9 protein-coding genes are annotated in these 12306 nt (G+C 60.2%); 2 read left to right on the top strand and 7 right to left on the bottom strand.

Annotation, left to right across the window (positions count from 1 at the left end; all coding sequences use genetic code 11):
- Positions 1 to 54 precede the first annotated feature (54 nt).
- Complete coding sequence (locus tag RMR13_RS02070) at positions 55 to 1194, bottom strand: D-alanyl-D-alanine carboxypeptidase family protein (RefSeq protein WP_310598987.1); 1140 nt, start codon at positions 1192 to 1194, stop codon at positions 55 to 57.
- A 386-nt stretch (positions 1195 to 1580) separates the two neighbouring features.
- Between RMR13_RS02070 and RMR13_RS02065 the strand changes: the two genes are divergently transcribed.
- Both RMR13_RS02065 and gltA read left to right on the top strand, forming a co-directional pair.
- Positions 1581 to 2441, top strand: coding sequence for a sulfide/dihydroorotate dehydrogenase-like FAD/NAD-binding protein (locus tag RMR13_RS02065; protein WP_310598986.1), 861 nt, complete (start codon positions 1581 to 1583; stop codon positions 2439 to 2441).
- A 20-nt stretch (positions 2442 to 2461) separates the two neighbouring features.
- Positions 2462 to 3865 (top strand): NADPH-dependent glutamate synthase, encoded by a 1404-nt coding sequence (gltA, locus tag RMR13_RS02060; protein ID WP_310598985.1) that lies wholly within the window; start codon positions 2462 to 2464, stop codon positions 3863 to 3865.
- Positions 3866 to 3972: 107 nt separating this feature from the next.
- Here gltA and RMR13_RS02055 read toward each other — a convergent pair whose 3' ends face one another.
- The 6 genes from RMR13_RS02055 to RMR13_RS02030 form a co-directional block, all read right to left on the bottom strand.
- On the bottom strand, positions 3973 to 6672 hold the full coding sequence (locus tag RMR13_RS02055; protein WP_310598984.1) for a hypothetical protein: 2700 nt from the start codon (positions 6670 to 6672) through the stop codon (positions 3973 to 3975).
- On the bottom strand, positions 6669 to 7754 hold the full coding sequence (locus RMR13_RS02050; RefSeq protein WP_310598983.1) for a hypothetical protein: 1086 nt from the start codon (positions 7752 to 7754) through the stop codon (positions 6669 to 6671). Before RMR13_RS02050 ends, RMR13_RS02055 begins: the two co-directional genes overlap by 4 nt.
- Positions 7755 to 7979: 225 nt before the next feature.
- On the bottom strand, positions 7980 to 8798 hold the full coding sequence (locus RMR13_RS02045) for a CoA-transferase (RefSeq protein WP_310598982.1): 819 nt from the start codon (positions 8796 to 8798) through the stop codon (positions 7980 to 7982).
- Between the two features lie 15 nt (positions 8799 to 8813).
- Positions 8814 to 9767 carry a CoA transferase gene (locus tag RMR13_RS02040; protein ID WP_310598981.1) on the bottom strand — a complete coding sequence of 318 codons (954 nt, stop codon included), beginning with the start codon at positions 9765 to 9767 and terminating at the stop codon, positions 8814 to 8816.
- Between the two features lie 17 nt (positions 9768 to 9784).
- On the bottom strand, positions 9785 to 10945 hold the full coding sequence (locus RMR13_RS02035; RefSeq protein WP_310598980.1) for an acyl-CoA dehydrogenase family protein: 1161 nt from the start codon (positions 10943 to 10945) through the stop codon (positions 9785 to 9787).
- 88 nt (positions 10946 to 11033) lie between these two features.
- Entirely contained in the window at positions 11034 to 12281 is a 1248-nt protein-coding gene (locus RMR13_RS02030) for a hypothetical protein (RefSeq protein ID WP_310598979.1), read from the bottom strand.
- Positions 12282 to 12306 lie beyond the last annotated feature (25 nt).

Genomic DNA, 12306 nt, shown 5'->3' with positions numbered 1-12306 from the left:
AAGCCCCTTCCGCTTTGGGGCGAAAGGGGCCTGGCATAAAGAACAACGAAACAATCAGTCGCGGTGACGATACCTGGATCGAACGCTGCCGGTCCGGCGTTTCATCATCACCACGGCTGCGCCGAACAGGGCCAGGAAGAGGATGAACCCGATTCCCAGGCCGATGAAGAATTTGCCCCAGCCGCTGTCACCGCCGTCATTGGAGGTTTGTTCCGCCGGGGTTTCCTGCGTCGCCGGAGCGGCAGGGTCGCCGACGGCGGGCGTGGCAAAGGTCACGGCGCCGGCGGCTGGCTGCGGCTGGCTGGTGGCAGCGGGTTTCGGCGGCGCTGCGGCCCCGGCCAGTTCCGGCCTGGGCGGAATGATGGTGAAGCCTTTGTTGAGCAACTCGGTGGCCTTGGCATCCCGGACCTTGCGGTCCTTGCTGCCCATGACCACCGCAATCATCCGCACTCCTCCCCGCAGGGCGGTCGCGGCGATCGAAAAACCGGCAGCCTGGTAGTACCCGGTCTTGAATCCGTCGCAGCCCACCACCTGGCCGAGCAATTTGTTGTGGTTGTACATCATGAATTTATCTTCCCGGAATCCCTTGCTCTGGGTGCCGGTGTACTTCAGGGCATCGGGCATCTTGGCCAGGGCGCGGCAGAGAATGACAAGATCGCGGGCCGTGGTCACATCTGGTTCCTGACCTTCGGAGGGCGGCAGGCCATGCACTGAATGAAATTTTGTGTTTTTCATGCCCAATTCCTGGGCCTTCTGGTTCATCAGGGCCACAAACCCCTCTTTGGAACCGGCGATATGCGTGGCCAGGGCAACGGCGGCATCGTTGGCGGACTGCACCATCAGGGCATAGAGCAAATCGTCCACCGAAAACTGCTCCTTGGGATCGAGATACACCTGGGAGCCGCCGGTCTTGGCCGCTTCCGTCGTCACCTGCACCATCTCGTCCAGCCGCAGGGCTCCCTGTTCGATACGTTGCAGGATCACATAGAGATCCATCAGCTTGAGCACGCTGGCGGGATACAGTTTGGCGTCGGCATTGGCTTCGAACAGCACCTTGCCGCTGTCGGCCTCGACCAGCAGAGCGGAGGCATAGGGATCCTGGGCAAGGGTTTTGACCTGGGCCCGCGCGGCGGCCTGGACGCAGGGGACCATCAACAGCACGAACAGGATGCAGAGCACACAACGTTTCATCATTCTTCGCGACTCCCGAATCTATCTTTAAACAAGCGTGTTGCCGCAGTGCGTTGGCAAACTGGAGACTGCTTACCACAAAGCACTTGCCGGCACCAGAGAAACCATGTTCGCCCCAAAAACCGGCCCGCGGCGCATCCCTGGGCCGTAAGCGAATTCTTCATGTGTTTTCGCGATATTCGGGCAGGTCAATTCTTCGCACAAAATCTTGCTTTCCCGAGTTCCTGAGTTTATAAGAGGGAAGCACCGGTCAACGCCCAGCCTTGTGCGATCGATCGGTCGCCGGGCCGCGTTTTCTTCGGGCAACATCTTGTTTTCAAAAGTTTTCCAAGATCCATTGCCCTTTCTGTCGTCCAGGAAAGATTAACCATATTGTTTCAGGAGCACCCATGTTCAAAATCGTTCGAAAAGAGGAACTGGTTCCGTCTTCGGTGATTCTTCACGAAATCGAAGCTCCCAGGGTCGCCCGCAAGGCAAAACCTGGCCAGTTCATCATCTTGAAGGCCACGGAAACCGGGGAACGCATTCCCCTGACCATGGCGGACACCAACCCCGAAACCGGCACGGTGTCGGTGATCTTCATGGTCGTCGGCAAATCCACGGCCATTTTCGCCACGCTCAATGAAGGTGACGCCTACATGGACCTGATCGGTCCCCTCGGCCGACCGACCGACATCGAACAGGTCGGCCATGTGGTTTGCGTGGGCGGCGGCACCGGCATCGCCGTGCTCCATCCCATTGCCCGGGCCATGAAGAAGGCGGGCAACCGGGTCACCACCATCCTGGGCGCGCGCAGTGAAAACTTCCTGATCCTCAAGGACCGGATGGACGCCCTGTCCGATAACCTGATCGCCATGAGCGACGACGGCTCGACCGGCCGCAAGGGATTCGTCACCGATGCCCTGAAAGAGCTCATGGCCACCGACCGGCCGAACCTGGTGGTGGCCATCGGCCCGGTCCCCATGATGCGGGCCGTCAGCGAGCTGACCCGCTCCGAGGGTATCCACACCCTGGTGAGCCTGAACCCGGTCATGGTCGACGGCACCGGCATGTGCGGCGGCTGCCGCGTCACCGTGGGCGGCGAGGTCAAATTCGCCTGCGTCGACGGTCCGGAATTCGACGGTCACAAGGTCGATTTCAACGGTCTTGCCCAGCGCCTGAACGCCTACAAGGCCGCGGAAACCGAGGCCATGGAAGCGCATCGCTGCCGGATGGAAGCGCAAGTACAACAATTGGAAAAGCAGGCGTAAGGCCGCCGGAGAATATTGCCATGCAGGAAACGCAGAAAACACCCAAAGATCGGCATTCCATGCCCGAACAACCGGCCGAGGTGCGCCGGAGCAACTTTTTGGAAGTACCCCTCGGCTACACCGAAGAGATGGCCCAGGCCGAGGCCTCCCGCTGCATCCAGTGCAAGATTCCCAAATGCATGGAGGGCTGTCCGGTGGCCGTGCCCATCCCTCGGTTCATCCGGGCCATTGCCCAGGGCCAGTTTGCCGAAGGTATCCGGATTATTTGGGAAAAGAACGGTCTGCCAGCGGTGTGCGGCCGGGTTTGCCCCCAAGAGATTCAATGCGAGGGCCAGTGCGTGCTGGGCAAGAAAGGCAAGCCCGTGGCCATCGGCAACCTGGAGCGTTTTCTCGCCGACTGGGAACGGGCCCATGGCGACGGCTCTCTGCCGGCCAAGCAACCGCCCACCGGCAAACGGGTCGCGGTGGTGGGCAGCGGCCCCTCCGGCCTGACCGTGGCCGGCGACCTGGTGCTCAAGGGCCATGCGGTCACCCTGTTCGAAGCCTTCCATAAACCCGGCGGCGTGTTGATTTACGGCATTCCCGAATTTCGCCTGCCCAAGGCAATCGTCGAATCGGAAGTCAACACCCTGGAAAAACTCGGGGTGGAGATCGTCTGCAATACCGTGGTCGGCCGAGCGGTGGACGTGAGCGAACTGTTGGACGAGGGCTACGACGCGGTCTTTGTCGGTGTCGGCGCCGGTCTTCCCCGCTTTTTGAACGTGCCCGGTGAAAATTTGATCGGGGTCTATTCCGCCAACGAATACCTGACCCGGGCCAACCTGATGAAGGCTTACGATCCGCTCTACGACACCCCGCTGGTTCCGGGCAAAAACGTGGTGGTGGTAGGCGGCGGCAACGTGGCCATGGACTCGGCCCGCACCGCGCTCCGCATGGGCGCGGAATCGGTGAAGATCGTCTATCGCCGCTCGCGCGACGAGATGCCGGCCCGGGTGGAAGAATCCCATCATGCCGAGCAGGAAGGCGTCGAGTTTCTGCTGCTCTCCAACCCGCTCCGGTTCGACGGCAACAACGAAGGCCGCCTGACCTCGGTCACCTGCGAAAAGATGACCCTGGGCGAGCCGGACGCCTCCGGACGCCGCCGGCCGGTTCCGCTTGCGGACGCGGACTTCACCATGGACTGCGACCTGGCCATCATTGCCGTGGGCTCCGGGGCCAACCCCCTGCTGACCAGTTCCGAGCCGGAGATCAAGCTCAATCGACGCGGCAATATCGAGGCCGATTCGGCCACCGGCAAGACCTTCATGCGCGGTGTCTGGGCAGGCGGCGATATCGTCACCGGCGCGGCCACGGTCATCCTCGCCATGGGCGCGGGCCGCAAGGCCGCCGACTCCATCCACGATTACCTGATGCGCGGCTGGTAAGACTCAATCATTCAATTCGAAAGACAACAGGCCGGAACCGCTGCCCGCGGTTCCGGCCTGTTTCTTTTGCGCCTGGCATGAACGATTGAACGATTTTCCGATCGCCTTTATTCCTGTTCGGTCCCTTTCTGGTCAAGATGCAAACGGGCCTTGGTTTCGGGATCAAGATGTTTTTCCAAAGCTGCAAAGGTGGTGGCAAGATCCGGATCGAGCGCCTGTCGACGCTTACCGCGTTCGGCAGGAAGGCTTTCCAGGTCGTCGAGCCAGGCGATCAAAACCGGGCAGAGCAAGGGGACATCGGAATGATCGTCTGCAAAGATGCAGCCTACCTCGGCCAGCAGATCGCGCAGCAGCGGAAACGGCACGCCTTTGACGATCATGTCGATCCACAAGGCCCGCACTGCCATTTCGGCCGGGTACTGCGGCCGGGCTGCCACCCCTTCCAGCAAGGCCCGGCCCAGGGCAAAGGCTTGGGCAACTCCTTGTTGTTCGACACAATCCTGGATTGCGTCTCCCTGTTGTTGCCAAGCCACAATGCGGTGTTCCGATCGGTCGGGCTGGTGTTGATCGAGCAGCTCCCAGGCCGCGGCAAGCGAGTGCAGTCTGACTGTATGACGGGCCATCTGGCCTAGATTCCAGGCAGCAAACTCCGGTTGCTCCAGGTTAAGGCGTTCCATACGGGCCTGGCGATGGTCATCGATGGCTGAGACAAATCGGCCCATGCCCCCATGGCACTCCGCCATTTGCTCCAGAGCCAACGCAGCTATTTTTGGTTCTTGCGTTTCCAAGAAATATTGCCGAGTGCTGTCAAAGGCGTCGAGTGCTTCGCTGAATCTAAATAATTTTTGAAAGCAGAGTCCCTTGTACCACGCCCATAGAGCCGATTGACCAGCTGACAGCAATATTGCCGGGGCCTCAAGCAGCGCGAGACTCGCCAAAATTGCCTCAGGACGGTAAGGCCTGCGCTTCAGTTCCTCCAGCAGGGTAAAACAAATCAGCAAAGACTCCTTAGTCGCATTTGGTTGCTGGTGTTGGGACCAGAGGACCGCCGCCCGCACAGCCCAGTGGATGGCTTGCTCAGGGGCGGGGATACAGTCAAAAAATCCTCTTTTTATCACTGCTTGCAGAGAGGCAGCCAAGGGGAAACGCCGTCCGAGTTCATGCCGCTCATGGTCATTTTCCTCTTCTTCTGCATTTTCACACTCATCTTCGAGCGCATCGATGAGTTGGTGCCATGTGCTCCCCTTTGATTTTGTGCCTCTCAGCATCTGGGTCAAAAACCAATATATTTCCGCCGGACAAAAAAGCTGACTATTCTCCAGCAGAGGAATCAGTTGCACCCCCCGCATATCCTCTACATTAGCCAGGGCAAGTGCCCGCGCCTCTTCGTAGGCTTGCCGCAAACTGGCATCGTCGGGGAAGCAGCGCAGAATTTCCTGAAAGATCTGCTCGGGATCGCTTGCACCCGCGATGGCATCCCAAATCTCCCACCCCTGCCCCATTTTAACTAAGTGGGCGGTTTCCCCGGTTTCCGACGGCAGCAAATCGATATCGACACTCCGTTCCCGACAAGCCAATGCCACCATGGTGCGGGCCTCGTGTTCATGACCGGCGATGAAGTAGCGTTCGGCATAACGCCATTTGTCGGCAAACTCGATGATGTCGGTCAGCAGATCGGTCAGCAGGGCCAATTGGGTCCGTTGACCGGGTTGCAGGTAGCGCATGCGGTAGAACTGGACAAAAAGGCGGTCCGCCACCAGATAGCGCCCTTTCTTGCTGCCCGGCTGCCGTTCTTCCCGGACATAGCCGTACTCGATCAGCCAGGCAAAGGCGCGGGAAATATCGCTCTGCCGAGCCCCGACCCGTTCGGCGAGTTCGGTCTGTGAACAGGGCTCCCCCCCCCGGATCAGGGCATCGAAGAGTTTGCGGGTCATGGGCGGGATACGCTCGAACAAGGCCCGGTAATAATCGGTCATCCGGTCCAGGGTGGCGCTCAGATCGGCACTGGCGAGCAAGGGGTCTTGCTCGTCGAGGATAGCGCTCGCCAACACGGCCGCCACCCGCGCGTTACCACCGGTATAGCGGCTGTAGGCCTCAATCCGGGCCAACTGATGTGAAGTGGGCTCTTTTCCTTGCAGTTCAGCCCGTCGCCCGAGGTAAAGGCGATGGGCCGCCTCGTCCCACCTGAGGATATGGCGGTGTTCGAACTGGCGAAAAAATCGGTTGTCATATTGCTCGTCAAATTCGCCCTGCACGGAGGTCGCCAGGAACATCAGCCGCGGTTCGTTGGCCAGGAGGCTGCGCAACCGGGCATTCCCGACCTCGTCGGCAAAGGCCTGCTGCATCAGTTGATCGAAGTTTTCCACCCCGACCACCAACAGCGGACCGGACCAGGCAGCCAGCAGGTCGCGTAGCGCCCCGGTCCACTCCGCCTCCTCGTCCTTGACGCGCCAGGCAGACGGCAGGCCGATATCCCCGCGTCGGGCAGAGAGCATCCGCTCGATTTCCCGGAGCAGTTCATGGGGAGCGGCAATGTTGCTATGTTCTTCCGGGAGCAGCACAAACCGGGCCGTCTTGTCCAGTTCCTGAAAAAAACAGGATTGCACCAAACGGAGAAAAAAGGATTTGCCCGCCCCGCGCGGACCGGTGACCAGCCAATGAACCCCAGTCCCCGGATGACGCAGCCGGTGTCGTACGGCAACGAAAAAATCGGCCAGGAGCTCATCCTGGCCGGTACTCAGGGCACGCATCGTTTGGTCGTCCATCTCGCGGGGATTGAACCAGGGGATGTAGCGGTTGCCGTTCATTGCTCCATCCCCCTGGTCGCGCGCCACCATTGCCGCAAAAGATTGAGGCTGAATAGCCAGTTAAAGTCCTGGCCCTCAAGGATGAAGTTGTCGTATTGCAGTTTGAGCACGACTTGCCGGTACCCCGGCGGCAAGGCGTTGCCATCGAGTCGGCAGCCCGAGGCCTCGGCACGAGCCACGATGTCGAGGATTTGCTCGGCAATGGCCAGATCGGCATTGGGATAATTCTTGACTAGCCGCTCGTCGAATTGGGTGAGAAACGAGCGACGGATGGCAGGCAAGGCGGTTTGCCGCATGGCCGCCTCGCAGGCCGCCGTGTCGGTGCAATTCCTGGCCGCTGTCGCGGCAATATTGAGAAATTCGGGAATGTAATCGGGCAAGTGCTCAAGGATCGTATCCGTTGCCGGGCCGCCTCCAGCCGCATTGCCCGCAAGACGATCCCGCAGATATCCCTGCGCCTCATCACGGGTGAAAGGCGGGATCACCTCGCGCCACAAACCGCCCAGAACCGTATGCGGGATGGCATGGAGGGTCAGCAGATTCTCCATGCTGACCGAACCGGCAACGATAAGGCGCAGGCCCGCATCGCGCAGTTTCCGCAGCCCGGCCAGCATGACGGCCAATTCGTTGGGATCGATCCCGCGCTTGAGCAGATTTTCCAGCATGAACGGCAGTTCGTCGATGCCGAGCACCGGAAGTTCCGAATGTTTCTGCTGACTGAGCACTTGCTGCAACCGCTCCACCACCGGCTGCCAGTAACGCGGCAGGTCGTCGCCCGGCGGATTGAAGTCCACTTCCGCTCCATTGACCTCGATTCTGTCGACATGGTTGCGGAACCAGGAAAGCAGACGGTCGGGTACCTCGCGCATTTCCACCAGCAACTCGGTCAAATTGTCCCAAACCGTTTTCGGCATCTGCCGCAACAAATCCCGATAAAAGGCGTGCAGGCTGACGCAGTCCTGCACATCGAGAAAACCGATCAAACCGCCCTGCTCCGCATGCCGCACCAGCACGGCCTTGAGTACCTGAGTTTTTCCGGTCCGTCTGATCCCGGTCAAAAGCACGCTTTGTCGATGTGCCAACACTTCCGCGATGCGGGCCAACTCGTGTTCGCGAAACCTAAAATCTGGATTTTTCAGAGAATTATCCATTACCACTCTGCCACCTTTTAATTCATATGAATTTTTAATCATATAAACAATGATTCATGCCAAGTCAAGGAATCGGGGGCCACGATGAAAGACATAAAAAAAGCCGGATACCGCCTGTGGCGATACCCGGCCCATTGACGCGTGTTCCGCGAGCGGTCAGACTTTTTTCACCTTGGGGATGAAGATCTGATCCGGATCGAGCACATCGTGGATGAAATGCAACTCTTCCTTGGTCGGCGGCGCGGTTTCGCCCTTGACCCGGGAAACGTCGAGGTTGAACTGGCAAAGTTCCTTGATTTCGGCCGGGGTCTTGCCGGGATGGCAGGTATCGAGGTACATGTGGCCGTCGTTCTCGTCGAAGCGAAACACGCCGGCGGTGCTGATCACTGCCGAGGGGCCGCCGCGAAAGGCCGCGCCGTACAGCTCGCGGCGATGCACCCATTCGCCGCCCGGCCATTTCTTCACCCGCCAGCCGGGGCTGGTGATGTAGCTCACCTGCTCGACGAAACGGCGCTTCTCGTGCACCATGATGAAGACCGTCCGTCTGGCAAAGGCGTTGATGTCCGGATTGCCGCCGCTGCCGGTGAGCCGGAGTTCCGGCTCCAGATAGTTGCCGATGCAGGTGGTGTTGACGTTGCCGTACTGGTCGATTTCGGCGCCGCCGAGATAGCCCAGATCGACATAGCCGCGCTGGGCGATGGAAAAGGCGTCGTACAGGCCGGATGAACGCGAGGCGCCGGTTTCGCAGCGGGCGTCGCCGACCGAGGTGGGCAGCTCCGGCGGCCGACCGTCGAGGGTGCCGGCCTCGAAGATCAGCTTCAAGTTCGGGGCGTGGGTCTTCTGGGCCAGCATGATGGCCACCATGGGCAGGCCGGTGCCGGCGAAAACGATTTCGTTGTCCTGTACTTCACGCGAGGCGGCGCAGCACAGCAGATCCGCCAGGCCGTATTCTTCGGGCGATGCGTAATTGCTCATCGTGACTCCTCCCTTCTATTTGCGGGGTCTGTAGTTGAGGGCAGTGTTGGCCCGGAGATTCAACATGCGCGGCCAGCCGAGTTTTTCCAGATAGCCGACGTGATCGAGCCCGAAAATCCACTCCTCGGCAAAGGCGTCGAACCCTTCCTGGGTGCGGGTGCGGGCGTAGAAATCCTTGAGAAAGGCGCCGTCGACGTCGTAGCCGCCGAACGAGCCGGTCGGGTGGGCGCCGAAGGGGCACTCGAGGATATAGTCGACCTCGAAGCTGGGAATGGTGTTGTGGTCGGCATTGCGGCGGAGGTATTCCTCGGGCACGATCTCCTCGGCCATGACAATGGTGATATCGGCGGCGCGGGCGGCCTCGGGGTCGGAATAGAGCTGGCCAGCCACCCGGACCGTGCCCTCCTCGCCCACCTGCTGGACACAGAGGATGGCCACGTCGATCTTCACCGCCGGGATCAGCACCTGGGGGCCGGCGTCGAAGAAGGGATCGTCGGCAAAAATGTACTTCTGTTTGGCGATCCGCTTGCCGTCGCGCTTGCCGGCGCGTCCCAGCATGTCGAACTCAGGATTGTGGATGTCGGTGCCGAGCGAGGTCTGGGTGACCGCGTAGGGCGCGCCCTGGGCGGCGGCGGCAAACCTGAACATCATTTCCGCGTGGCTGTAGTCCTCGACCAGGATTTCCTTCTTGCCGACCTTGCGCGACAGGTTGGCGCCGTATTTGCCGTAGAGTTCGTGGCCGACCCAGCAGGATTCCCAGATGTCGACACAGCCGGCTCCCACCAGAAACTCGGTCTGGGGGCCGCCGTTCACCTCGATCAGGTGCAGGCCGCGGCGGCGTTGGCGGATCAGTTCATAGACGATGGCAAAGGGCCGCCGCCAGATGGTGAAGCCGGAAAAGGTCAGGCTGGAGCCATTCTTGACGATTTCCGCTGCCTGCTGCAGGGTGATGCGCTTGTTTATGCTCATGGTCTTCTCCTTGCTGTTTAAGCGGAAAGCCCCCGGAGAATCTCGCGGGAGACGATCAGCCGTTGAATTTCACTGGTGCCTTCGTAAATGGTGGTGATGCGGGCATCACGGGCGTAGCGTTCGATCGGGAAGTCCTGGGTGTAGCCGTAGCCGCCCAGCATCTGCAGGGCATTGTAGCAGGCCCGGTTGGCGCTCTCGGTGGCGAACATCTTGGCCATGGAGGCTTCCTTGGCAAAGGGGCGGCCATGCTCCTTGCGGAAGGCGGCGTTCATCAGCAGCAAACGGGCCGCTTCCAACTCGGTGTAGGAATCGGCGATCATCCACTGAATCGCCTGAAAATTGCTGATTTTCTGATTAAACTGCATCCGCTCGTTGGCATAGCGGGTGGCATGGTCCATGGCGGCCAATCCCACGCCCAGGCCCAACGAACCGATGCCGATCCGGCCGCCGGCCAGTTCGCCCACCGCGATCCGGAAGCCGTCGTTGGGCTTGCCCATCATGGCCGAGGCCGGGACGCGGCAGTTCTCGAAAATCAGCTCGTTGGTGGCCGAGGCGTGCTGCCCCATCTTCTTTTCTTCCTTGCCGATGGTGAGTCCGGGCGTGCCGGCCTCGATCAAAAAGCAGCTGATGCCCTTGCCCTTGGGCGCTTCCTTGTCGGTCACGGCCCAGACCACGAAGACGCCGGCATAGGGGGCGCTGGTGATGAAGATCTTGGAGCCGTTGAGCACGTAGAAATCACCGTCCTTGACCGCGGTGGTGACCATGCCCGACGGATCGGAGCCGGCGCTGTTTTCGGTGAGGCCAAAGCTGCCCGCCGCATATTCGCCCGAACAGATCTTGGGGATATAGTTATTTTTCTGTTCTTCCGAGCCGATGGCCTGGATCACCTCGCAGACCATGTTGTTCACCGAAACCGTCACCGCCGTCGAGGCGCAGGCCCGGGCGATCTCGGTCATGGCCACGCTGAAGGCGACCACCCCCGCTTCGGAGCCGCCGTACTCTTCCTTGATATTGAGCCCCATGAATCCCAGCTCCGCCAATTTTTTCAGGTTGGCAAGCAGGGTCTCGCGATCCTTCTCCTGGTCGAGCCGGGCGGCCACCGGTTCCAACTCGGCCTTGGCAAAATCGCGGGCAGTATCCTGGATGAGCTTTTGCTCCTCGGTCAAATCCAAATTCATTGTAACTCCTCCTGTTGATGTCTTCGGGTATCAGATGCGGTAGCCGGTGCGCCCCGCCTGCTCCGGCAGCGTCGCCTCCGGTGTTGTTTCAATGTTTCTCCACGTAGAACGGCCACTTGTGGAAGAACCAGTCGTTCCACAGCAGGGGAATGATCCACCAGAAGTTCCAGACCAGCGATTCGCCGTGGGAAAATCGTTCGGCAAGCTCGGTCATGTGGTGGTTGCCCAAGGCCCAGTGGCCGAAGTTGCCGTAATAGAAAATCGCGTAGCTGATCGCGGCAAAAACGCCGACCCCGATGGTGCGGAAGAAAAATCCGCCCCAACTATCGGGATTGGATCCGGGTGACATGTCGTCGAAATAGTGATGCCAGATCAAGAACGGGATCAGGGTGAATCCCGCGATTTCGGCCGAGTGGAGCCAGAGAAACCGTTGCACTTCGGCGGCACCCTTGGCGGCCTCCAGGTGCTGGAAGGTTTCGGCCGGCACCCACATCGGGATCAACTGGCGGCACAACAAAGCAATGGCGTAGGCGCCGACAAAGGAAACGAGCATGCACACCAACCCCTTCCAGGGCTGCGGCAGGCTGATCAGGGTCCACGGCTTCATCCGCCAGACATTGGGAGTCATAAATAAGATGATGATCGCCCATTCCCACCAGCCGAACACCCAGTGGACATGCCCGGTGCCGCCGATCCCGGTCCACCAGGAAGGATTCAGCACCGGGCCCGGATACACCGAGCCGAAAAAGGGCACGATCAAGACGGCGTAGAAAAAGAGGGTGATGAGCGAGGCCCAGCCGATTTCCGCCAGCCCCTTGCCCGGTTGCTTGAGGTCGGAGGGCATCACCGGCCACTTGGCGAAGAAGATGGTGAACACCGGATAGGAATAAAAGCCGATCAGGACGAAGCCGACCACCGCCACCTGCGCCAGCAAGCCCGAGGCCCCGGCCGGCGCCATCTTGGGGAGCTTGCCGGCGGCATTGGCGGCTTCCAGACCGTAATAGCTGAGGAAATTGAAGCCGGTTCCCAGCACTCGGTAGAAGAGAACATCGATCACGAACCAGACAATGACCAGGTTGGCGATGGTCATGACCACGCCGCGCCAGGGCTGGGAGATGTTCTGGAACGGCCAGTCGCCGAGAAACATGTGCTGCCAGAGCCCGACCAGGATCATCATGGCGAGGTACATGACGAACGGATAGGGAAACCACCCGATCGGACCGCGCGGATCGCTGAAAATGAACCATGTGATCATCGCCACGACGAAAAAACAGCAAAACGATACAATGCCAGTCAGGGGCTGTCCCCAACGAGGCTGCAATCCTCCACCTGCCATACGTCTCCTCCTTTTTGGATGCGAA

The organism is Desulfobulbus sp. (assembly GCF_031547805.1).
Classification (GTDB): Bacteria; Desulfobacterota; Desulfobulbia; order Desulfobulbales; family Desulfobulbaceae; genus Desulfobulbus.
This window is presented reverse-complemented; position numbering and strand designations above follow the sequence as displayed.